Source organism: Pseudolysinimonas yzui (assembly GCF_014653215.1).
Taxonomy (GTDB): Bacteria; Actinomycetota; Actinomycetes; order Actinomycetales; family Microbacteriaceae; genus Pseudolysinimonas_A; species Pseudolysinimonas_A yzui.
In genome coordinates this window covers 19654-40338 of the sequence record NZ_BNAI01000007.1, presented here as the reverse complement: position 1 = coordinate 40338, position 20685 = coordinate 19654, and the positions used below count along the sequence as shown (strand labels likewise).

21 protein-coding genes and 1 tRNA gene are annotated in these 20685 nt (G+C 69.2%); 9 read left to right on the top strand and 13 right to left on the bottom strand.

The genetic code is table 11. The features are described 5' to 3' along the window. The first annotated feature begins 11 nt into the window (after window positions 1-11). Window positions 12-87 (top strand) — tRNA-Ala (locus tag IE173_RS13015). Window positions 88-102: 15 nt separating this feature from the next. On the opposite strand, the gene IE173_RS13010 is transcribed toward IE173_RS13015, so the two are convergent. Further along, window positions 103-1044, bottom strand: coding sequence for a LysR family transcriptional regulator (locus tag IE173_RS13010; protein ID WP_191283954.1), 942 nt, complete (start codon window positions 1042-1044; stop codon window positions 103-105). Between the two features lie 71 nt (window positions 1045-1115). Here IE173_RS13010 and IE173_RS13005 point away from each other — a divergent pair, with 71 nt between their 5' ends. Together IE173_RS13005 and IE173_RS13000 are read left to right on the top strand one after the other, a co-directional pair. Continuing rightward, entirely contained in the window at window positions 1116-2108 is a 993-nt protein-coding gene (locus IE173_RS13005) for a DUF1852 domain-containing protein (RefSeq protein ID WP_191283953.1), read from the top strand. Continuing rightward, window positions 2105-3145 (top strand): methionine synthase, encoded by a 1041-nt coding sequence (locus IE173_RS13000; RefSeq protein ID WP_191283952.1) that lies wholly within the window; start codon window positions 2105-2107, stop codon window positions 3143-3145. Before IE173_RS13005 ends, IE173_RS13000 begins: the two co-directional genes overlap by 4 nt. 24 nt (window positions 3146-3169) lie before the next feature. Here IE173_RS13000 and IE173_RS12995 read toward each other — a convergent pair whose 3' ends face one another. Then, on the bottom strand, window positions 3170-3382 hold the full coding sequence (locus IE173_RS12995; protein ID WP_191283951.1) for a response regulator: 213 nt from the start codon (window positions 3380-3382) through the stop codon (window positions 3170-3172). Between the two features lie 89 nt (window positions 3383-3471). Here IE173_RS12995 and IE173_RS12990 point away from each other — a divergent pair, with 89 nt between their 5' ends. Next, on the top strand, window positions 3472-4932 hold the full coding sequence (locus tag IE173_RS12990) for a flotillin family protein (protein WP_191283950.1): 1461 nt from the start codon (window positions 3472-3474) through the stop codon (window positions 4930-4932). On the opposite strand, the gene IE173_RS12985 is transcribed toward IE173_RS12990, so the two are convergent. Both IE173_RS12985 and IE173_RS12980 read right to left on the bottom strand, forming a co-directional pair. After that, a complete protein-coding gene (locus IE173_RS12985) occupies window positions 4929-6305 on the bottom strand; it encodes an aminomethyl transferase family protein (RefSeq protein WP_191283949.1) in 1377 nt (458 codons plus the stop codon). The genes IE173_RS12990 and IE173_RS12985 overlap by 4 nt on opposite strands. A gap of 128 nt (window positions 6306-6433) precedes the next feature. Further along, window positions 6434-6934 carry a MarR family winged helix-turn-helix transcriptional regulator gene (locus tag IE173_RS12980; protein ID WP_191283948.1) on the bottom strand — a complete coding sequence of 167 codons (501 nt, stop codon included), beginning with the start codon at window positions 6932-6934 and terminating at the stop codon, window positions 6434-6436. Between the two features lie 159 nt (window positions 6935-7093). Between IE173_RS12980 and IE173_RS12975 the strand changes: the two genes are divergently transcribed. Next, the gene (locus tag IE173_RS12975; protein ID WP_191283947.1) at window positions 7094-7576 is read left to right on the top strand and encodes a nitroreductase/quinone reductase family protein; all 483 of its coding nucleotides are present in this window, start codon (window positions 7094-7096) and stop codon (window positions 7574-7576) included. A gap of 45 nt (window positions 7577-7621) precedes the next feature. Here IE173_RS12975 and IE173_RS15530 read toward each other — a convergent pair whose 3' ends face one another. The 3 genes from IE173_RS15530 to IE173_RS12960 all read right to left on the bottom strand — a co-directional run bounded on the left by IE173_RS15530 (window position 7622) and on the right by IE173_RS12960 (window position 10356). Next, on the bottom strand, window positions 7622-7912 hold the full coding sequence (locus tag IE173_RS15530; protein WP_229842099.1) for a hypothetical protein: 291 nt from the start codon (window positions 7910-7912) through the stop codon (window positions 7622-7624). 300 nt (window positions 7913-8212) lie between these two features. Further along, window positions 8213-9676, bottom strand: coding sequence for a DEAD/DEAH box helicase (locus IE173_RS12965; protein ID WP_191283946.1), 1464 nt, complete (start codon window positions 9674-9676; stop codon window positions 8213-8215). Window positions 9677-9876: 200 nt separating this feature from the next. Continuing rightward, the gene (locus IE173_RS12960; protein WP_191283945.1) at window positions 9877-10356 is read right to left on the bottom strand and encodes a DUF4188 domain-containing protein; all 480 of its coding nucleotides are present in this window, start codon (window positions 10354-10356) and stop codon (window positions 9877-9879) included. Between the two features lie 88 nt (window positions 10357-10444). On the opposite strand from IE173_RS12960, the gene IE173_RS12955 reads away from it, so the two are divergent. Then, entirely contained in the window at window positions 10445-11020 is a 576-nt protein-coding gene (locus IE173_RS12955; RefSeq protein WP_191283944.1) for a PadR family transcriptional regulator, read from the top strand. Here the strand turns inward: IE173_RS12955 and IE173_RS12950 are convergent. Continuing rightward, window positions 11005-11874: a DUF4349 domain-containing protein gene (locus IE173_RS12950; RefSeq protein ID WP_191283943.1), complete on the bottom strand. Its 870-nt coding sequence runs from the start codon at window positions 11872-11874 to the stop codon at window positions 11005-11007. The two genes, IE173_RS12955 and IE173_RS12950, sit on opposite strands and share 16 nt — an antisense overlap. 194 nt (window positions 11875-12068) lie before the next feature. On the opposite strand from IE173_RS12950, the gene IE173_RS12945 reads away from it, so the two are divergent. Genes IE173_RS12945 through IE173_RS12935 form a run of 3 tightly spaced genes read left to right on the top strand, consistent with a single transcriptional unit; the run spans window position 12069 to window position 14394 of the window. Further along, window positions 12069-12257, top strand: a complete 189-nt coding sequence (locus IE173_RS12945; protein ID WP_229842098.1) for a hypothetical protein — start codon at window positions 12069-12071, stop codon at window positions 12255-12257. A gap of 35 nt (window positions 12258-12292) precedes the next feature. After that, entirely contained in the window at window positions 12293-13072 is a 780-nt protein-coding gene (locus IE173_RS12940) for an alpha/beta fold hydrolase (protein ID WP_191283941.1), read from the top strand. 8 nt (window positions 13073-13080) lie between these two features. Further along, window positions 13081-14394, top strand: a complete 1314-nt coding sequence (locus IE173_RS12935; RefSeq protein ID WP_191283940.1) for an MFS transporter — start codon at window positions 13081-13083, stop codon at window positions 14392-14394. Window positions 14395-14461: 67 nt separating this feature from the next. Here the strand turns inward: IE173_RS12935 and IE173_RS12930 are convergent, their stop codons facing one another. From IE173_RS12930 to IE173_RS12910, 5 genes are read right to left on the bottom strand one after another with little or no spacing between them, the layout of a single operon-like run. Further along, a complete protein-coding gene (locus IE173_RS12930; RefSeq protein WP_191283939.1) occupies window positions 14462-15502 on the bottom strand; it encodes a LacI family DNA-binding transcriptional regulator in 1041 nt (346 codons plus the stop codon). Next, window positions 15489-17021 carry a sugar ABC transporter ATP-binding protein gene (locus tag IE173_RS12925; protein ID WP_191283938.1) on the bottom strand — a complete coding sequence of 511 codons (1533 nt, stop codon included), beginning with the start codon at window positions 17019-17021 and terminating at the stop codon, window positions 15489-15491. Before IE173_RS12925 ends, IE173_RS12930 begins: the two co-directional genes overlap by 14 nt. Window positions 17022-17058: 37 nt before the next feature. Then, the gene (locus IE173_RS12920) at window positions 17059-18072 is read right to left on the bottom strand and encodes an ABC transporter permease subunit (RefSeq protein ID WP_191283937.1); all 1014 of its coding nucleotides are present in this window, start codon (window positions 18070-18072) and stop codon (window positions 17059-17061) included. After that, complete coding sequence (locus tag IE173_RS12915; RefSeq protein WP_191283936.1) at window positions 18069-19100, bottom strand: ABC transporter permease; 1032 nt, start codon at window positions 19098-19100, stop codon at window positions 18069-18071. Before IE173_RS12915 ends, IE173_RS12920 begins: the two co-directional genes overlap by 4 nt. After that, complete coding sequence (locus IE173_RS12910) at window positions 19097-20632, bottom strand: sugar ABC transporter ATP-binding protein (RefSeq protein ID WP_191283935.1); 1536 nt, start codon at window positions 20630-20632, stop codon at window positions 19097-19099. The genes IE173_RS12915 and IE173_RS12910 overlap by 4 nt, the downstream gene beginning before the upstream one ends. Window positions 20633-20685: the final 53 nt, after the last annotated feature.

The following is a 20685-nucleotide window of genomic DNA, read 5'->3' as shown; positions in this document are numbered from 1 at the left end:
TGCTTGTCTACGGGCCCTTGGCGCAGTTGGTAGCGCGCCTCGTTCGCATCGAGGAGGTCAGGGGTTCAAATCCCCTAGGGTCCACCACTTGACCGTTGTCGCCTAGCCGAGCAGCGCCACGCCGAAGTCGGCGACGACAGCCCGCACTTCAGCGAGGTACCGCTGTGCCTGCTCGGTGAGGGGGATCGCGGAATGGCCGATCCAGCCGATCTCGATGCGTTCGTCGACGTCGAGCGGCACGGCGACGATCTGCGGGTCGAGGTCGCCGCTGATGATGCCGGTCGAGATCGTGTAGCCGTCGAGTCCGATCATGAGGTTGAAGATCGTGGCCCGGTCGGAGACCCGGATCTCCTGCTTGCTCGACAGGGTGGAGAGGATCTCCTCGGCGAAGTAGAACGAGTTGTTCGCGCCCTGGTCGAAGGTGAGCCGCGGCAGGTCGGCGAGATCGGCGAGGGTCGCGCGATCTCGCGAGGCGAGCGGGTTCGTGCGGGAGACGAAGATGTGCGGCGAGGCGAGGAAGAGCGGGTGGAAGGCGAGCCCGGAGTCCCTGAGCAGTTTGTCGATGACGTTGCGGTTGAAGTCGTTGCGGTAGAGGATGCCGAGTTCGCTGCGGAGCGTCCGGACATCCTCGATGATGTCCCAGGTGCGCGTCTCACGCAGCGAGAACTCGTACTCGGCTGCCTCGGTGCTCTTCACCATCCGGACGAACGCGTCGACCGCGAACGAGTAGTGCTGCGCTGACACCCCGAGCAGGCGTCGCGACGGCGGCCGACCGAGGTAGCGCTGCTCGAGCAGGGCGACCTGCTCGACGACCTGCCGGGCGTAGCCGAGGAACTCGGCGCCGTCGGTGGTGAGGGTGACCCCGCGGGCGGAGCGAACGAGGAGCGCGCGCCCGGCCCGGCTCTCGAGGTCTTTCATCGCCGCGGACATGGTCGGCTGGGCGACGTAGAGCAGGTCGGCGGCCGCGGTGATCGACCCCTCCGCGGCGACCTCGATGAAGTACTGGAGCTGCTGCAGCGTGATGCCGCTCGACCGCCGGGCCATAGGGAAAGACTATAGCCACCTATACCCTAGGCGAATTACCCGATATCCGCGGACGCCGGGACGATGGGCTCATGGCGAACGACTTCACCTTCAGCATCACCACCACCCGCTTCGACGAGGACTACACGCCGTCAGACAGCTCGCGGGCCACCACGAACTTCGCCAATCTCGCCCGCGGCGAGGACCGGCAGCAGAACCTCCGCAACGCCCTGACGATGATCGATCGCCGATTCAACGACCTGGCGGACGGGGACAACCCCGAGGGGGACCGCTACACCCTCGAGATCGAGATCGTGTCCGTCGACCTGCGGTTCGCCGCGGACGGCGACGGCCTGGAGTTCCCGCTGCTCGAGATGCTCGACCTCCAGATCCTCGACCGGCGGACCGGCGAGCGGCACCGCGGGATCGTGGGGAACAACTTCTCGTCCTACGTGCGCGACTACGACTTCAGCGTGCGGCTGCCGGCGCTCAACGCGACCACGTCCGGGTTCACCGTCCCCGACGACTTCGGCGACCTGCACGGCCGGCTGTTCCAGCACTTCCTCGACTCCGACGCCTACCGGGAGCGCTTCGAACTGCCGCCCGTGATCTGCATCAGCGTCTCGACCAGCAGGACGTATCGGCGCACCGGCAATCACCACCCGGTGCTCGGGATCGAGTATGAGCAGGACGCGTTCTCGCTGACCGACGAGTACTTCGGGAAGATGGGATTGCAGGTGCGGTACTTCATGCCGCGCGGGAGCGTGGCGCCGCTCGCGTTCTACTTCCGCGGCGACCTGCTCGCCGACTACTCCGGCCTGCAGCTCCTCGCCACGGTCAGCACGATGGAGTCGTTCCAGAAGATCTATCGGCCGGAGCTCTACAACGCGAACTCGGCCGCCCCCAGCGTCTACCGCCCCACGCTGGAGCAGCAGGACTTCTCGCGCACCCAGATCGGCTACGACCGCGACGAGCGCAGCCGGCTCGCGGTCACGCAGGGGACCTTCACGGAGGAGCACTTCATCAAGCCGCACCAGGACGTGCTGGATCGTTGGGTCGCCGACTCCCTGGCTCCCGTCGCATGACGGACGCGTTCCTTCCCACTGCGCCCGTCGGCAGCTTGCCGAAGCCGTCGTGGCTCGCCGAGCCGGAGACGCTGTGGTCGCCCTGGAAGCTGGAGGGCGAGGAGCTGGCGGAGGGCAAGCAGGATGCGCTGCGGAGCGCCGTGCACGAGCAGCACCGGCGCGGCATCGACGTCGTCAGCGACGGGGAGCAGACCCGCCAGCACTTCGTCACGACGTTCATCGAGCGCCTCACCGGCGTCGACTTCGAGCGGCGCGAGACGGTGCGGATCCGCGATCGGTACGACGCGAGCGTGCCGACCGTCGTCGGTGCCGTGAGCCGCGAGAAGCCCGTGTTCGTCGAGGATGCGAAGTTCCTCCGCGCGCAGACCGATCAGCCCATCAAGTGGGCGTTGCCGGGCCCGATGACGATGATCGACACACTCTCCGACCGCCACTACCGCAGTCGCGAGAAGCTGGCGTGGGAATTCGCGACGATCCTCAACGAGGAGGCGAGGGAGCTCGAGGCGGCCGGGGTCGACATCATCCAGTTCGACGAGCCCGCGTTCAACGTCTTCTTCGACGACGTGCAGGACTGGGGCGTCGCGACGCTGGAGCGAGCGGCCGAAGGGCTGCGCGCGGAGACGGCCGTGCACATCTGCTACGGCTACGGGATCACCGCGAACACCGCGTGGAAGGCGACTTTGGGGTCGGAATGGCGGCAGTACGAGGCGTCATTCCCGCTCCTGCAGCGCTCCACTCTCGACATCGTCTCGCTGGAATGTCACCACTCCCGGGTGCCGATGGACCTCATCGAGCTCATCCGGGGCAAGAAGGTCATGCTCGGGGCCATCGACGTGGCGAGTCACGCGGTTGAGACGCCGGAGGAGGTCGCCGACACCCTCCGCGCGGCGCTCGAGTTCGTCGACGCCGACAAGCTCCTGCCGAGCACGAACTGCGGCATGGCGCCCCTGCCCAGGGGCGTGGCACTCGAGAAGCTGAGCGCACTGAAGGCGGGTGCCGACATCGTTCGCGCGGAACTCGCTGCCGTCAGGTCCTGACCGCCTGTTCGGCGGTCGGCACGGTCACATCTGGGTGTCGAACTGGTACGGCACCGTCGTCGGGCCGTCGTGCTCGCCGGTGTTCTCGGGTGCGCCGGCCCGGCGGTAGACGAGGTGGCCGGTGTCCCACGGCAGTACGAGTTCTTCGTCGACGTGTGCGAGGTCGTCGACCTGCAGCGGGATGATCTGGCCGTCGAGCGGACCGCCGCCCAGTCGTCCGAGGATGTTGCCTGCCATGTGAACCTCCTGGGGGAGAGCGTAGTCCGCCGAAGCGTGGCGCAGAGCGGGAGCTGAGCTTCTCCCGGTTTGCCGACATACTGGTCGGCATGCTGCCGTTCCTGCCTGACCCGACCCTCATCATCCTCATCGGCGTCGCCGCGCTGATCCTGCTGATCCTGCTCATCGTCGTCCTGCGGGGCATCAAGATCGCCAAGCCCGACGAGGCGATCATCGTGACATCGCGGCAGAAGCGCGGCGCCGACCCGACCGACTCCAACGCGGGGCAGCGGGTCGTGTTCGGCTCGCGGGTGTTCGTGAAGCCGATCGTCGAGGCCCACTACAAGCTGAGCCTGCGCAGCCGGCAGCTCAACGTGCAGGCGACCGCGCAGACGAAGGATGCCATCACGATCCGCGTCAACGCCGTCGCGGTCGTGAAGGTGGGCGGCTCCGAGCCGCTCGTACGGGCCGCCGCGCAGCGCTTCCTCAACCAGCAGGACCAGATCGAGTCCTCCACCGAAGAGGTGCTGTCGGGGTCGATCCGCTCGATCGTCGGCCAGCTCACGGTCACCGAGATCATCACCAACCGGCAGGCCCTGCAGGGCCAGGTGCTCGAAGCGGTCGGCGACTCGCTCGACGTTCAGGGCCTCACGATCGACACCCTGCAGATCAAAGAGATCGACGACGACAACGGCTACATCAAAGACCTCGGTCGCGCCGAGGCCGCCCGGGTCAAGCAGGTGGCCGAGATCGCCGAGGCCGAGGCCCGCCGCAACTCCGAGCAGGCCCGCATCGCCGCCGACCAGGCGGTCGCGGAAGCTCAGCGCGAACTCGACCTGCGCACCGCCGACATCCAGAAGGAGACCGACAAGGCGCGCGCCGAGGCGGCCGCATCCGCCCCGCTCGCCGAGGCGATCGCGCAGCAGGAGGTCGTCGCGCAGCAGGAGGTCACCGCCGGCAAGCGCGTCGGGCTGCGCAAGCAAGAGCTGGATGCCGAGATCCGGGCGCAGGCGGATGCCGAGGCGTACGCGCTGGAGAAGCGGGCGCAAGCCGCGGCCGCCGCCGCGGTCGCCGAGGCGAACGCCGACCGCGACTCCCGCAAGTCGGCCGCCGAGGCGACCGAGGCCGAGGGTCTCGCCGAGCGCAACCGCCGCATCGCCGCCGCCGAAGCCCTCAAGGCCGAGGGTGAGGCCGAGGCCGAGGCGATCCGCGTGAAGGGTTCCGCCGAGGCGGAGTCTCAGCGCCTCCAGGCCGAAGCGCTCGCCGAGCGCAGTGGCGAGCTGCTCAAGCAGCAGATCATCGCGCAGCTCCCCGACATCGTGCGGGCGGCATCCGAACCGCTCTCGGCGATTACCAACATGACGGTCATCTCCTCGGACGGCAGCGGAGCCGCGGCCGTTGGGCAGGGCGTCGCGAGTCAGCTCGCGACGTCGACGCAGATCGTGAAAGACATCACCGGCATCGACATCGCCGAGGTCATCAACGCCCGGGCGACCGGCGAAGCCGCGGGGGATGCCCTCAACCAGCCCCCGCGGAAGCCGCGCGCGGCCGCCAAGCCGCCGACCAGCTAGCGCTTCAAGGCCGGCGATGTCGTGTGGACGGTGACCCGCACGGTCGTCGAGACGTGGTGCGGCTCCATGAACCGGCGCTCCTTGCCCCCGTGGGGTTCACCCCACTCGAGCACGAGCTCGTGTCCGTCGACCGCGTGCGCCTCGGCGATCACGCCGTGGCTGACCACGCGGCCGAGGTTCACGGTGTAGCCGCCGTAACCCGAGAAGCCGACGACCTCGTCGCCCGCGCGCACGGCGTCGTAGTGCTGCGAGATGTGGAAGAGGTTCGGAATCGAGACGATCCGAGGGCGGTCGCCCTCGCCGAACAGTGCGTCGCGCATCACCCGCATGAAGTCGTCCGCGTTCCACTCCAGCCAGACCTTGCGGCGGCTCGGGGTTCCGACCCGGGCCTCGAGTGCCTCGCGGCCGATGAAGTCGTGGTCGAACTTCACCAGGTGGCCGTATCCGATCTCTTCGGGGTAGGTGTAGTAGTCGGTGATGTCGTCGCTGTCGAAACTGCCCGTCAGGGGCAACGTCCCTTCGGCGGCGAACCCGAACAGCGACTCACGGTAGGCACGCTCCTCCGGCCGGTCGTAGATCGCGGGAATCGGCGCCGCGATCCACCCGCTCTCGTGCTCGGCCGACGTGTACGCCATCGAGCCACCCCGAACGAGACCGAACTCCTCGCCGGCCGCGACCAGGGCGTCGAGCACGCGCCTCGAGTGTTCGACGGGGCCGAAGAGTTCCAGACCGGTGTGGCGCAGCCCCGGCACGCCCGCCATCGTGTGGTTCAGGGCCCGAACCGGGGTGCCGGCGATCTCGAAGTCGGTCATGCCGAAGAACGGCACATCGCCGAGCGGCGCACCCGCCGCCTTCTCGACGACATCCTGAGTCAGGGGGCCGTTGAGCTGGAATCGCCAGAGCTTCCGGCCGCCCGTGCGGTTGAACTCGCTGGCGTCGTCGTGTTCGACCTCGACGTCGTACCCCCCGGCCTTCGCGTGCCATTCGACCCAGTTCGCGATGATCGGGGCGCCGACCAGGCTGTAGCGCTCCTTCTCGAGACCGAAGAGGATGGCGTCACCGATGAACTGCCCCGCACCGTTGACGCCCACGAACTGCTTCGCGCGACCCTCCCGGAAGCCGGTGAAGCCGTTGACTCCGGTGGCGCTGAACAGGCGCAGCGCGTCGGGGCCGGTGAAGTAGATGTCGCTCATGTGATGCGACTGGTCGAAGAGGGTGCAGGTGTTCGCCCACCCCCATTGCTCCGCATGCCAGGTCGCCCAGTCGGGCGGGTAGGGGAAGGGATAGCTCTGGTAGGGGTTGGTGCGGAGCAGGGTTGCGGCGTTACCGCCGACCTGGTCGAGACGGTCTTGCAGCGAGATGAAGCCGTTCATCGCGGCCCTCCTGTGTCGTCGTGAGACACCGGATCATCGTCGACGCCAGTGTCTGGCGACGAGGTTCCGCGCCGCCGGGGTCATCCTGGCACGTGATCGCAACTAGTTGTTACATTCGCAACCAGATGTCAACTATCGCCGTGAGGTGCGTCGACCGGCCACGCGCTTCCCGGAAGGTCGGCACCGCCCGAGGCGACGACGACCTTCTGCAACAGCGTCGCGAGCATGACCTGCTCGTCGGGATCGAGACCGGAAGCGACCTGAACGCTCGCCGCCCCCATCCCTCGGCGTCCCTCGGCGACCAGCTCGATCCCCGAAGCGGTCAGGTCGAACAGCACGATGCGCCGGTGCGAGGGGTGCGGCAGCCGCCGAACCCAACCGCCCTCCTCCAACTTGGCGAACGCGGCCACGATGCTCTGCGGCGAGACCCGGAAGTGGCGGGCGATCTCGGCGGCCGAGGTCGGCCCGTTCTCGGCGATCGTGACGCAGCAGCCGAGCTGGGTGGTCGAGACCGGGAGGCCCGACAAGTTCTGGTCGACGACGCGCGAGACGGCCTTCTCGGTGCGCCACACGGCGAACGGCAGACTGTCGCGCCAGGCTCCGCTCGGCGGAGTGTTGTCATGCCCCATGGCTGAAGAGCCTACGGGCGGGCCGACGGGAGGGGGGTCGTCGCGACGGGGTCCGCCACCTCCGGGATGTGCCGCCGGGCGAGGAATCTGCTCGGGTCGTCGATGGTCAGGATGTAAAGAAAGCTTGACACATTGTCTAACATCATTGACACTCGGGTCATGCCCACCTCTCCGACCAACCCCGCCGCCCGCATCCCCCCGCGTTGGGTGGTGCGGGCGGCGTGGGTCATCCACCGCGCGATCTACCGGGTCACCGGCGGCCGGCGTGGCCTCACCCGCCCTCGGCCCGGCCACTACGGGATGCTGCGGCTGCGCACCGTCGGCCGGCGCAGCGGCGTCGAGCGCGCCGTGATCCTGGGCTACTACCTCGACGGCGACGCGATCGTCACGATCGCGATGAACGGCTGGGCCGAAGCCCACCCGGGCTGGCTCTACAACCTCCGGGCGAATCCGCAGGCTGTCGTCGACCTCGTCGACGGGCCCCGGAACGTCATCGCCCGCGAGGCGCAGGGCGAGGAGCGGCAGCGTCTCTGGGACGGCTTCAGCGCGTACGAACCCGGGGCGAGTCTCGACGACTACTCGGCCTTGCGGTCGACGCTCACGCCCGTCGTCGTGCTCGAGGGCGCGACTCCCGTCGGCTGAGCGTGTCCCCGCTCCCGCCGCCTCATCGTGAGCCGGGGCCCCCAGTCAGTCGTCGAGGTCATGTACGAGGCCCCGGGCCCAGTCCGCGGCCCGATCGAGTTCGCCGTCGAGGAGAGGACCGTCCTGATCGCCGACGAAGAAGCTCTCGCGGTCCCGAACGTCGAGCCGAAGCCGACGGGCGAGCCGGGCGGCCGCCTTCGCGGCGGACCCGGGCAGCCGGGGCGTCTTCACGCGGGTGTCGAAGGTGGCGACCGCCGGGGCCGGCGATCCCACGGTCAGCTCGCCCAGCCATTCCCGGATCCCGAACTCGACGTCGGTCGTGCGAGCGCCGGACATCGCGGCCTGACGCCTGGTCGACGCCCGCGACATGGAGAAGGCGTTGGGTGGGGCCGCCGACGACGAGCAGGTCGACGCCCGTCGGCAGGCTTCGCGGGGCCGAGGCGACGTCAACGACCGTGACGGCGCCCGCCGCGGAGAGGGCCGTTCCGATCGCCTCGGCGATCTACTGGGTGTTGCCGTACATGGACTCGTAGACGACGAACGCTCTCATCGTTCGCTCCTTCCGATCAGGACGGAAGCGAGTCTCGTCGCGACGGGCGCAGCGACCCAGGGCCGATGGTCCCACCGCTGCCGCTTCTAACGGCCGCGACCGCCCTCGGCAGCTGCAGGGCGTCCGCCGGTCGGGCGACGACGGCGACCGCCACCACCGCCGGCTTGACCACCGGAACGGGGCTGCTGACCGGCGGAGCGGGGCTGCTGCGTCGACCCGCCGCCCTCGGACGACCAGGCCACGCCCCCGCGCTGGGAGCGCTGACGCTGCCCGCCGGAGTTCTGCTGCCCGGTGCGGCCCCCCGACGACTGCCGGGGCTTCGGGGTTCCGGAGCGTTGGGGCTGGGTCGGCTGCCGGGGCGCGGGCTTCACGTGCGGGGCGACCTCGCCGACGAGTTCGACGACGGCCGGTGATGTCGCCGTCACCGACTGAACGGCGGCCTGGATGCCCGCCTTGCGCATGAGCACCTCGAGGTCCTTGCGCTGTTCGGGCAGCACGAGCGTCACGACGACACCCTCCTTGCCCGCACGGGCGGTGCGTCCGGAGCGGTGCAGGTACGCCTTGTGCTCGGCCGGCGGGTCGATGTGCACGACCAGCTCGACGTCGTCGACGTGCACGCCGCGAGCGGCGATGTCGGTCGCGACGAGCACGCGGGTGGTGCCCTCGGAGAACTCGGCGAGGTTGCGGTCGCGCTGACCCTGGCTGAGGTTGCCGTGCAGGTCGGCGGCGGGGATGCCGGCGGCCGTGAGGTCGCGGGCCCAGCGCTTGGCGACGTGCTTGGTGCGGGTGAACATGATGCGGCGGCCCGTGCCGGACGCGAGCGCGATCACGAGCTCCTTCTTCGCGGCGGCGTCGGAGGCGGCGAGCACGTGGTGCTCCATCGCGCCCTGCGGGATGCCGGGGGCGTCGACGCCGTGGCTCACCGGCCGTGAGAGGAACCGGTTGGCGAGCTTGTCGACGCCGTTGTCCAGCGTGGCGCTGAACAGCATCCGCTGGCCGTCCGCCGGGGTGGCGGTGAGGATGCGGGTGACGCCGGGCAGGAAGCCCAGGTCGGCCATGTGGTCGGCCTCGTCGAGCACGGTGATCTCGATCGCGTCGAGCTTGATGTGGCCCTGCTTCATGAGGTCTTCGAGGCGACCCGGGCAGGCCACGACGATGTCGACGCCGGCGCGCAGGGCGGCGACCTGCCGCTGCTGCGAGACGCCGCCGAAGATGGTCGTCGAGGTGAGGCCGTAGGCCTTGGCGAGCGGAGCGATCGCGACCTCGATCTGGGTCGCGAGTTCGCGCGTCGGGGCGAGGATCAGGCCGAGCGGCCGTCCGGCGCGGCGCGGTCCGCCGGAGAGGCGGGTGCCGAGGCGGGCGACGAGCGGGATGCCGAAGGCGAGCGTCTTGCCGGAGCCGGTACGGCCGCGGCCGAGTACGTCGCGCCCGGCGAGGGTGTCGGGCAGCGTCGCCGCCTGAATCGGGAAGGGCTCGGCCATGCCCTCGCGGGCGAGGACTTCGGCGAGTGGGAACGGCACGCCGAGCGTGCTGAAGGTGGTGGTGGTCATGGTGGTGATTTCCTGACGGCCGCGGCGCAGACGCGCACGACCGATTTGTTCGGGTTGGCGAAGGTGGGGGTGCCCACATCCGTTCGCCGTAAGAGACTCATCGACCGCCGAATGAAACCGGAGGGAGAGGAAGCGTTCTACGACGCAGAGATCACTGAAAGTGACTCAGTACCCGCAACGCTAGCAGACGAGCGTCGACGTCACCCGTCGAGTCGCTGTCGCGCGGTCTCGCGGCGCCCGACGGCGGGCACGCGGCTGGTCGCCTTTCCCAGGCCGAAAGCCGGCATGTTGGCATAGATCGTCTCGAATCCACCGGCCGGAACGGGGTAGGTCTCGTGCCACACGCCGACCGTTCCGTCGGAGCCGACGAGGCGGTTGAAGTTCCGCCACGCTTCGAGGTGGGGCTCGTCGGTGGCGCGTGCGAAGCGCTCGAGGTGCTCGAACGAGCGCCAATACGACACGGTGATCGTCGTCAGCGGCCAGAGCCGGAAGAACGTCTCGGCGCCGAGCAGCCCGCTCTCGGGATGCGTCATCAGCGACTCCATCATGGGCGGCATGGCCTTGGCGACCGTCGACCACGTGCGCAGCGCCCGGAATCGGTTGACCCGCATGCCGATGAGGAAGACGACGAAGGGTTCGTCGGTGTGTGCGGTGAATCGCCCGGTCGGCAGGTTCGTCATGCGAGTGCTCCGATCAATCATATATGAGACAAGTCGAATATATGATCAGGATGATAGCCTCCCGACAACCGATCCGCAAAGGGGTTCGATGTCGCTCGCACACGCCATCCTGGGCACCCTGCGGTCGGGGCCGATGACCGGCTACGACCTCAAGACCCGATGCTTCGACACATCCGTCGCCCACTTCTGGCCCGCCGATCAGGCGCAGATCTACCGCACCCTCGACCGGATGGCCGACGACGGCTGGGTGGCGAGCGCGATCGAGGCGCAGGAGAGTCGTCCGAATCGCAAGGAGTACCGGATCACGGATGCGGGCCGCGCCGAGCTCGCGCGGTGGCTGGTGACCGACCTCGCCCTCCCCGCTCGGCGCGATCCGTTCCTCGTGCAGCTGTTCTTCGCCGCGCCGCTCTCAGGGGCCCAGATCGACGCGTTGCTGGCCCAGCAGATCGAGTTCCATCGCGAACTGCTGAGTCGCTACGAAGCCATCCCGCTCCCGGAACTGGCCGACCTCGCCGGGAGTCGGGAGTACAGCCTGCAGCGGCTGACCCTCGAGCTGGGCCTTGCCCTCGAACGCACCCACATCGCGTGGGCCGAGCAGGCTCGGCGAACCGTCGCGGGTCTACCCGAGGAGTCCGATCCTGGTGAGGCTCAGGACGTCGGCTGACCTGCCCGGCGGCGCCGGTTCCAGCGCACCAGCAGCACGATCGCGCCGGAGATCAGGGCCGCCGCGATGAGCCAGGGGAGCAGCACGCCCAGGGCGACCAGCAGCCCGGAGAAGAAGGCGACGAACGCGCCCCAGCCGGCCGCGAGTCCGCTCAGGAAGTCCATCGGCTCTTGCGCCGGGGCTTCCGCCTCCGACCGCAGGTAGAGCGAGATCGTCGAGAGTGCGATCTGGTCGTCGAGGGAGCGCTGCTGCGTCTGCAGGTCTTCGAGGGTCGCCTGATGTTCGGCGATCGTGGTCTCGAGCGTGATGAGGTCGGCGATCGTGGTCGCCTGCGCGAACATCGCGTTGAGCCGGTCGATGATGTTGCGCTGGGTCGCGATGCGCGACTCCAGGTCGGTGACGTACTGGGTGACGTCGTTCGTGCTGGTCGAGATCTCGTCGGCGCGACCGAGTTCCGCGAGGTCGTCGATGACCTCTTGCAGACGCTCGGCGGGGATGCGCAGGACGAGGGTCGCACTGCCGGCATCGCCGTTCGACGGGGCGTACTCGGTGCGTCCGTCGACGCGGCCGCCCGCCGCCTCGACGAGGTCGACCGCGTCGCGCGATGCGGCGATGGGATCGTCGGCGGTGACGGTCATCGAGCCGGTGACGATGACATCCCGAGCCGTCTCGTCGGACGAGAAGTCACCGCTGTCGCCGTCGGTGACCGCGTCGCCGCCGTTCACCTCCGGGGCCACCGGGGCACCGCCCGACTCGTCGCTCACCGAGCCGCCGCCGGCGCTGCAGCCCGCGAGCAGGAGGGTCGCGGCCAGAAGAGCCGCGCCGAGAGTCGTCGTGCGCGTGATTCGTCTCATGGGGGCAACGCTAAAGTTTCGGGCGCCCCAGCGCCACACAACGTTCGTCACGATTCGGTCGTCAGGCGATCACGATTCCGTCACGGCCTAGGCGCGCCGGCGAGAGGTGTCAACCCCGTTCGAATCCGCGGCTTCGCGACCTAGCGTCGAAACCCCGAAAGGGCATCCCACAAGGAGGACGAATCATGGGTCTCATGGATACCGCCGCTGACGCCGCTGACGCCACCGGCAAGAAGATCGGCGAGATGGTCGACGACACGAAGGAGCGCGTCTCCGACAAGGTCGACGAGCTGCAGGCCGACGCCGCCGTGAAGAAGGCCGAAGCCGAACGCGACGCCGTGCACGCCAAGAACGAGCACAAGGAGAACATGCGCGAAGACTGACCCGAACTGAGGGAAGGTCGCCGTAGCATGGCGGAATGGGGTGGCTACGCAGACTGCTGCGAAGGCCGCCCCTTCTGCATGTCGCGGGGGATGCCGGCGCCGGCCCGCCCGTGGTGCTGGTGCACGGCATCGCCTCGTCGTCGGTCACCTTCGAGTACCTGGTTCCGCTGATCACCGATCGTCACCGTGCGATCTCGATCGACCTGCTCGGGTTCGGCGGGTCACCTGCACCCGCGGATGCCGCGTACACGATCGAAGAACACGTCGCGGCCCTGCGGCGCACCTTGCGCACTCTGGGGCTGCGGCACTTCGTGCTCGTCGGCCATTCGCTGGGGGCGCTCATCTCGGCCCGCTACGCCGCCGTCTACCGGCGTGACGTCAGCCGGCTGGTCATCGTCAGCCCGCCGGTCTACGTGACCCCCGCCGAGATCGCCGCCCCGCTCGACCGGGCCGCGATGGACGGCTACCTGCGGCTCTACGAGTTCCTGCGCTCCAACAAGGAGTTCACCATCCGGGCCGCGGCCGGGTTGGCGCGCTTGTCGCCGATCAAGAACCTGCTCGATGTCAGTGAGAAGACCTGGAACGCGTTCGTGCTGTCGCTGGAGAAGTCGATCGAGTCGCAGACCACGGTGAGCGACCTCGTGCAGGTGACCGCCCCCATCCATCTCGTCTACGGCGCGCTCGACCCGCTGCTGCATCCCGCGGGGCTGCGCATCGTCGAGAACCTGCGCGGGGTCACCGCGCACAAGGTGCAGGGAGTCGACCACGTCATCCGGCCGCGCATGGCGCGCGTCGTGGCGACGGCGATCGGCTGAGGCGGGCGATGACCGACAAGGGCACCCCGCGCCTCGGCACGGACTTCCGCAACCTGTTCACCGCCAACCTCGGCTCGAGTCTCGGCGATGGGATCGCCCGCACCGCCGCCCCGCTGCTCGCGGTGCAGCTGACCAGCGATCCCCTGCTGGTCGCCGGGGTCGCGGCGCTGCAGATGGTGCCGTGGCTGCTGTTCGCCATCCCGGCCGGCCTCATCATCGACGCCGTCGACCGTCGCCACGCCCTCGCGCTGGCCAACACCCTGCGCGCCCTGCTCGCGGTCGGGCTGCTCGTGCTCGCGGCCACCGGAACGCTCACCATCTGGTGGCTCTATCTGGTGATCTTCCTGTTCGGGATCGGCGAGACCGTCTACGACGGCGCCATCCGGGCCGTCGTGCCCAGCATCGTGCCGAAGGCCCTGCTGCCCCGGGCGAACGGGCGCATCGAAGGCGCCGAGACGATCGTGCAGAACTTCCTCGCCGGGCCGCTCACCTCGGTGCTGTTCGCCGTCACCGTGCTCATCCCGCTCGGGGCGAACGCGGCGGCCTACGCCCTCGCGGCGGTGCTCGCCTTCGCGCTGCCGGCCGTCGCATCCGGTCGGCAGTTCGCCGTCGCCAGGCCCGCGAAGCCCGGCGAGCACGCCGACCGGGAGCCGTGGTACCGGGCGCTCGCCGAAGGGTTCCGGTTCATCTTCGGCAGCCGGATGCTGGTGACGCTGCTGTTCCTCAGCACGTTCGTGGGCCTGTGCTTCTCGGCCGCGACGGCGTCGTTCGTGCTCTTCCTCGTTGAGCGGCTCGGACTGCCGGAAGCGTGGTTCGGCGCCTTCCTGCTGACCGGGGCGTTCGGGGCGCTGCTCGGGTCGTTCATCGCGGCGCCGATCGCCCGTCGCTGGGGATCGGGTCGCACGATGGCGGTCGCGAACCTCGTGTCGATCGTTCCGCTGATGTTCGCGGGGCTGTTCCCGTCGCTGTGGGTCACCGGCGCCGTGTTCTTCGTGACGAGCATCGGGGTGCTGGTCTGGAACGTGCACGTGATGTCGCTGCGGCAGAGCATCATCCCGGGCCGGTTGCTCGGCCGGGTGCACGGCAGCTGGCGCACCGTGCTGTGGGGGTCGATGCCGCTCGGTGCCGTCATCGGCGGGCTCATCGGCCGCATCGACCTCGCCCTGCCGTTCATCGTCGGCGGGGGAGCGGCGACCGTGGCCGGCATCGTGTTCTTCCGCTTCCTCTCGCGGCTGCCGAATCCCGAGGATGTCGACAACGGGGACCCACCCACCGCACCCCCGTCGGATGCCGGCCCGACCGACCCCACTGTGCGGGAGTGACGGCTATTTGCCCGACTTTGTTGTTATGCGGCGTCGAATAGCCACGAAGTCGGGCAAATAGCCGTTGCTACCGCGGGGCGCGGGCGGATTCGCGCACGATGAGGGTCGTCGGCAGCGGGGTCGACTCGGTGGCCGTCTCGGGTTCCTCGATCGCGAGTAGCACCTTCTGCATGATGAGCGCCCCGAGCCCGGCGAAGTCTTGCCGCACCGTCGTCAGCGGCGGGAACAGGTATCCGGCTTCGGGCAGATCGTCGAAGCCGACGACGCTGACATCGTCGGGCACACTGAGGTCGCGCTCGCGCAGCGCCGACAGCACCCCGATCGACATGTGATCGTTGGCGACGAACACCGCCGTCGGGCCCGCGACCTCGAGCGTGCGCCCCAGGTCGTAGCCGCTGGCCGGCGTCCAGTCGCCGCGCGCCGGCTCGATGACCTGCAGTCGATGCGCGGCGAGTTCGTCGCGCCAGCCGCGCTCCCGCTCGATCGCATCCGGGGAGCGGGCAGGCCCGGCGACGTGCAGCACGCGGGTGTGGCCGAGTTCGATGAGGTGCCGCACCGCCGCCCGGGCGCCGCGGTACTGGTCGATCGACACGATCGTCGGACCGCGGCGGGCCGACGCCGCGACGGCGACGAACGGGATGCCGAGATCGAGACCGCGCACGACCTCGAGCACCGAGATGTCGTCGACGATGAGCACGATCGCGTCGACGCGCTGCCGCAGGAGGGTCTCGACGATCGCGCGCACCCCGGGCGGCTCGATGTCGAGCAGCGACACGGTCTCGACGCCGTAGCGGGCTTCGCGGGCGGCCAGGTTGAAGTGCATCGCGATCGACGCGGGGCCGAGATCCGCAGTCCCGGGGGCGATCAGCCCGATGGTGCGGCTGCGACGGGTGACGAGGGCGCGGGCCGCGGGCGAGGGGCTGTACCGCAACTGGGCGATCGCGCTCTCCACCCGGGCCCGGGTCGTCGGGCGCACGTTCGGCAGATCATTGAGCACGCGCGACACCGTCTGGTGCGACACCCCGGCCAGACGGGCGACGTCGAAGATGTTGGCGGCGCGCGGGCCCGGCTCGTCAGCCCCGCGGCGCTTCGGGTCAGTCTCCGTCATCGGGCTGCGTCACCATCGCCAGAAGCGAACCACTCGACAACTCGTCGGCGGGGAGCGTCGCGACCACGAGTCCGTCGCGAAGCACGACGATGCGGGTCGACACCCTCAGAACCTCCTCGAGCTCGGCCGAGATGAACACGACGGACATGCCGTTCGCCGCCAGCTCCCCGACGAGATTCTGGACTTCGACCTTAGCGCCGACGTCGATGCCGCGGGTCGGTTCGTCGAGCAGCAGAGCGCGGGGGGCGAGCGCCAGCAGCCGGGCGAGCAGCACCTTCTGCTGGTTCCCCCCGGAGAGCGTGCCGGCGATCGTCTCCGGCGACTCGGGCCGGATGCCGAGGGCCTCGATCCAGCTCGCCGCCAGCTCGGTCTGGCGCGCGCGGGGCATCAACCGCAGGATGCCGCGCTGGGCCTGGAGGGCGAGCACGATGTTCTCGCGCACCGTGAGCTCGGCGATGATGCCCTCGGTGCGGCGGTTCTCCGACGAGTAGACGACCCCGAGCCCGATGCCGCGGCGGGGTCCGGCGATCGTGGTCGGGGTGCCGTCGAGAACGATGACGCCGCCGTCGGGCTGGTCGACGCCGGCGAGGGTGCGGGCGAGTTCGGTGCGGCCCGAACCGAGCAACCCGGCGAGCCCCACCACCTCGGCTTCGCGCACCTCGATGTCGGCGTCGTGCACGCGCGGCCACCGGCGCAACTGCCGCGCACCGAGCACGACTCGGGTGCCCGGCTCGGGGTCGCTCGGGCGTCGGACGCGTTGCTCGGTGATCTCGCGACCGAGCATCTTCTGCACGAGGTCGATGCGCAGCAGCTCGGTGGTGCGGTACTCGCCGACGAGCACCCCGCCGCGCAACACGGTGATGCGGTCGCAGATCTCGTAGACCTGGTCGAGGAAGTGCGAGATGAACAGCACGGCCACCCCGCGGTCCTTGAGTTCGCGGATGACCCGGAACAGCTCGGCCACCTCGTCGGCGTCGAGGCTCGACGTGGGTTCGTCCAGCACGAGCACCCGCACGTCGGTCGAGATCGCCCGGGCGATCGCGACCAGTTGTTGCACCGCCAGCGAGTGGGTGCCCAGTTGCGAGGCCGGATCGATCGTCAGCCCGAGCTCGGCGAGCACCTCGGAGGCGAGACGCCGCATCGCGGGCCAGTCGATGCCGCCGTAGCGGCGTGGCTCGCGCCCGAGCGCGATGTTCTCGGCCACCGACAGGTTCGGCAGCAGATCGATCTCCTGGTACACGGTGCGGATGCCGTGGCGCTGTGCCTCGAGCGGCGAGGGGATTCTGACCGGCTGGCCGTCGAGCCGGATCTCGCCGGCATCCAGGGGCAGGGCGCCGGTGAGCGCCTTGATCAGCGTCGATTTGCCGGCGCCGTTCTCGCCCATGAGCGAGTGCACTTCGCCCGCGAACATCCGGAAGTCGACCGAGTCGAGCGCGGTCTCGCGACCGAACCGCACGGTGGCGCCCGACACCTGAAGCACGGGCACGTCGAGTGCCGGCGTCGTCGTCGGGTCGCCCATCGTCACATTCTGCTGGACGACACGACTCGTCGGCGGATCATCTGCGACTCGATCGCGACACGATCACCCTCTGCACGACGACGAAGACCAGCAACAGGGCGCCGATGGTGATGCGGGTCCACGACTGCTCGGCGCCGAGGAACGAGATCGCGGTCTTGATCGTGCCGTAGACGAAGACGCCGATCATCGAGCCGAGCACGAAGCCCGAGCCTCCCGTGAGCAGGGTGCCGCCGATCACGACGGCGGCGATGGTGTCGAGCTCGGTGCCGATGCCGTTGAGCGGATAGCCCGCCCCCTGGTAGGCGGTGAAGACGACGCCGGCGAGTCCGGCGCAGGTTCCGCAGATGATGTACGCCAGCAGCTTCGTGCGCACCACGGGAAGGCCCATGAGCCGCGCGGACTGCTCGTTGCCGCCGATCGCGTAGATCGTGCGCCCGAACCGGGTGAACTGCAGCACGAGAGCACCGGCCGCGACGACGAGCAGTGCGATGACGCCGGTCGGCGAGAGGTACCAGCCGTCGATGTTGAACAGCTTGGTCTGCAGCCACAGGATGGCGGGGTCTTCGACCTTGATCGACGACAGGCTCACCAGGAAGGCGAGGCCGCGCGCCGCGAACATGCCCGCGAGTGAGGCGATGAACGGTTGCACGTCGAAGAACTGGATCAGCACGCCGATCAGCAAGCCGATGAGGGCGCCGCCGATCAGCATGACCGGGATGACGACGACGACCGGCACACCCTCGGAGAGCATCCGCGCCCCCATGATCGCCGTGAACGCGAGCACCGCGCCGACCGAGAGGTCGATGCCCGCGGTGAGGATCACGAAGGTCATGCCGACCGCGAGGATCAGCAGGTAGGCGTTGTCGAGCAGCAGCGACGACAGCACCCGCGGGGTGAGGAAGTTGCCGAAGTACGCCTGGCCGGCCAGCAGCAGCGCGAGCAGGATGCCGAGGGCGGCGAACACGGGGATCCAGGACGCGCGGCGGCTCGTGAACCGGCGCACCCGGGTGCCGATCCCTTCGGGAATCCGCGTCGACGTCGCAGCGCTCATCGGGCCACCTCCGCTTCCTTGCGCGACGACACCGTCGCCCAGAGCTTGCTCGCCCCGTTGCGCACCCGTTGCGATTGCACGAGCACGACGATCACCACCACCATCGCCATGAACAGCGGGCTGACCGCCGGAGGGACCCCGAGGAAGGTGATCGTCGACTTGAGCGTCTGGATCGTGAAGACGCCGATCACGGTGCCGGCGATGCTGAACTTGCCGCCCATGAGCGACGTGCCGCCGAGCACGACGGCGAGGATCGCGTCGAGTTCGATGTACTGGCCGGCGGCGTTCGCGTCGGCGGCCATGATGTTGGAGCTGTAGAGGATGCCGGCGAACCCGGCGAGCAGACCGCTCACCGCATAGGCGCCCCAGACGATTCCGCGGGACCGCACCCCGGCGAGGCGACTGGCCTCGGGGTTGATGCCGACCGACTCGGTGAGCACGCCGAGCGCCGTGCGCCGCTGGATGAGCGCGACGAGCACGATCGCGACGACCGACACGTAGAACGCGAACGGCAGCCCGAGCAGGTAGCCCTGCGACATGAACTTGTAGGGCGTGCTGGTCACCGTCGTGATGAAGCCGCCGGTGATGAGCAGGGCGATGCCGCGACCGGCGAGCATGAGCACGAGGGTCGCGATGATCGGTTGGATGCCGAGAACCGAGACCAGGAAGCCGTTCCAGGCCCCGAAGATGAGGGTGACCGTGACGCCCGCGGCGATCGCGATGCCGAGGGTCGCCGGGCTGTCGGGCGATCCCGAGCCGTCGATGATCGTCAGCGCGACAGCGCCCGAGACGGCCATGAGCGCACCCACCGAGAGGTCGATCCCGCGGGTGGCGATCACGATCGTCATGCCGAGCGCGACGAGCATGAGCGGGGCGCTGTTGCGCAGGATGTCGATGACCGAGCCGTAGAGCTGCCCGTCGCGCACCGTGATCGACACGAACGAGGGCCGGGAGATCGTGTTGACCAGGATCAGCGCCACGAGGGCGGCGATCGGCAACACGAGCCGATGTTTGAAGATCTTCGTCATGCGACGGCCTCTCGTGCTTCGGCGGCGATGGCCGCGACCACATCGTCCACGCTCGAGTCGTGCGCGTCCAGCTCGCCGATCTTGCGTCGGTCGCGCATCACGACGATGCGCTGGGCGAGACGGACGACTTCTTCGAGTTCCGACGAGATGAAGACCACGGCGAGCCCGTCGGCGGCGAGCTCGGTGACCTTGCGCTGGATGTCGGCTTTCGCGCCGACGTCGATGCCGCGGGTCGGCTCGTCGAGGATGATCAGCTGCGGAGCGGTGGCGAGCCAGCGGGCGAGCAGCACCTTCTGCTGGTTGCCGCCGGAGAGGTTCTTCACCAGCATCGAGGGGTCGGCCGGTCGTACCCCGAGAGCGGCCATGTACTCGGAGACGATCGTCTCCTTCTCGGAACCGCCCACCTTGCGCAGCCAGCCGCGGCGGGCCTGAATGCCGAGCACGATGTTCTCGGCGACGGTGAGGTCGCCGATGATGCCCTCGGCTCGCCGGTCTTCCGACGAGAACGCGATGCGGTGCTCGATCGCGTGGCGAGGGGTCGCCACCCGAACGGTCGACCCGCGCACCGCGACGCGGCCGCTGTCGGCATGATCGGCGCCGTACAGCAGCCGCACGAGTTCGGTGCGGCCCGAGCCGAGCAGCCCCGCGATTCCGACGACCTCGCCGTCGAAGACATCCAGATCCGCCGGCTCCAACACGCCGCGTCGCCCCAGACCGGTCGCCGACACGACGGGGGTTCCGGTGCGGTCGACCTGGCGGTCGGCGGCGCGCGAGATGTTCTCGAACTCGTCCACGACGCGCCCGAGCATCTGGGAGACCAGCTCGCCGCGGGGCAGGTCGGCCGCGGCGGAGGTTCCGACGAGCTTGCCGTTGCGCAACACCGTGATGCGGTCGGAGATCTCGTAGACCTGGTCGAGGAAGTGCGAGACGAAGATGATGGCGACGCCGCGGTCACGCAGGTCGCGTACGACGCCGAAGAGCTGTTCGACCTCGCTGCGGTCGAGGCTGGAGGTGGGTTCGTCGAGCACGAGCACCTTCGAGTCGGTGACCATCGCGCGGCTGATCGCGACGAGTTGCTGCAGGGCGATCGAGTGGCTCGAGAGCAGCGACCGGGTGTCGATCGTGACCCCGAGGTTGCTGAGGTGCTCCGCGGCTTCGGCGTGGACACCACGCCAGTCGATGCGGCCGGCGCGACGCGGCTCGTGGCCGAGCATCACATTCTCGCCGACGGAGAGATTGGGGAGGAGGTTGACCTCCTGGTAGACGGTCGAGATGCCGGCGGCCTGGGCGTCGGCGGTGGTCGAGAACGACCGCGGTTCCCCGTCGACCTCGATCGAGCCTCCGTCGATGGAGTAGACGCCGGTGAGGGCCTTGATGAGCGTCGACTTGCCGGCGCCGTTCTCGCCCATCAGGGCGTGCACCTCGCCGGGGCGAAGGGAGAAGTCGACGCCATCGAGGGCGAGCACTCCGGGGAAGCGGATCGTGATCCCCGTCATCGCGACGATCGGGCGGACGGCGGTGTCCTCAGTCATGGGGGTGGTTCTCTCTCGACGGGCTGAAAGTCCGGGGCGGGCGGCCAGGTGTC

Excerpts from the sequence above, each read along its gene's own strand:
- IE173_RS13000 (WP_191283952.1), top strand. The coding sequence starts at position 2,105 with ATGACGGACGCGTTCCTTCCCACTGCGCCCGTCGGCAGCTTGCCGAAG.
- IE173_RS12925 (WP_191283938.1), bottom strand. The coding sequence starts at position 17,021 with ATGGGCGACCCGACGACGACGCCGGCACTCGACGTGCCCGTGCTTCAG.
- IE173_RS12960 (WP_191283945.1), bottom strand. The coding sequence starts at position 10,356 with ATGACGAACCTGCCGACCGGGCGATTCACCGCACACACCGACGAACCC.
- IE173_RS12940 (WP_191283941.1), top strand. The coding sequence starts at position 12,293 with ATGGGGTGGCTACGCAGACTGCTGCGAAGGCCGCCCCTTCTGCATGTC.
- IE173_RS12990 (WP_191283950.1), top strand. The coding sequence starts at position 3,472 with ATGCTGCCGTTCCTGCCTGACCCGACCCTCATCATCCTCATCGGCGTC.
- IE173_RS13010 (WP_191283954.1), bottom strand. The coding sequence starts at position 1,044 with ATGGCCCGGCGGTCGAGCGGCATCACGCTGCAGCAGCTCCAGTACTTC.
- IE173_RS12920 (WP_191283937.1), bottom strand. The coding sequence starts at position 18,072 with ATGAGCGCTGCGACGTCGACGCGGATTCCCGAAGGGATCGGCACCCGG.
- IE173_RS12955 (WP_191283944.1), top strand. The coding sequence starts at position 10,445 with ATGTCGCTCGCACACGCCATCCTGGGCACCCTGCGGTCGGGGCCGATG.
- IE173_RS12995 (WP_191283951.1), bottom strand. The coding sequence starts at position 3,382 with ATGGCAGGCAACATCCTCGGACGACTGGGCGGCGGTCCGCTCGACGGC.
- IE173_RS15530 (WP_229842099.1), bottom strand. The coding sequence starts at position 7,912 with ATGTCCGGCGCTCGCACGACCGACGTCGAGTTCGGGATCCGGGAATGG.
- IE173_RS12945 (WP_229842098.1), top strand. The coding sequence starts at position 12,069 with ATGGATACCGCCGCTGACGCCGCTGACGCCACCGGCAAGAAGATCGGC.
- IE173_RS13005 (WP_191283953.1), top strand. The coding sequence starts at position 1,116 with ATGGCGAACGACTTCACCTTCAGCATCACCACCACCCGCTTCGACGAG.
- IE173_RS12965 (WP_191283946.1), bottom strand. The coding sequence starts at position 9,676 with ATGACCACCACCACCTTCAGCACGCTCGGCGTGCCGTTCCCACTCGCC.
- IE173_RS12910 (WP_191283935.1), bottom strand. The coding sequence starts at position 20,632 with ATGACTGAGGACACCGCCGTCCGCCCGATCGTCGCGATGACGGGGATC.
- IE173_RS12980 (WP_191283948.1), bottom strand. The coding sequence starts at position 6,934 with ATGGGGCATGACAACACTCCGCCGAGCGGAGCCTGGCGCGACAGTCTG.
- IE173_RS12985 (WP_191283949.1), bottom strand. The coding sequence starts at position 6,305 with ATGAACGGCTTCATCTCGCTGCAAGACCGTCTCGACCAGGTCGGCGGT.
- IE173_RS12935 (WP_191283940.1), top strand. The coding sequence starts at position 13,081 with ATGACCGACAAGGGCACCCCGCGCCTCGGCACGGACTTCCGCAACCTG.
- IE173_RS12950 (WP_191283943.1), bottom strand. The coding sequence starts at position 11,874 with ATGAGACGAATCACGCGCACGACGACTCTCGGCGCGGCTCTTCTGGCC.
- IE173_RS12975 (WP_191283947.1), top strand. The coding sequence starts at position 7,094 with ATGCCCACCTCTCCGACCAACCCCGCCGCCCGCATCCCCCCGCGTTGG.
- IE173_RS12915 (WP_191283936.1), bottom strand. The coding sequence starts at position 19,100 with ATGACGAAGATCTTCAAACATCGGCTCGTGTTGCCGATCGCCGCCCTC.
- IE173_RS12930 (WP_191283939.1), bottom strand. The coding sequence starts at position 15,502 with ATGACGGAGACTGACCCGAAGCGCCGCGGGGCTGACGAGCCGGGCCCG.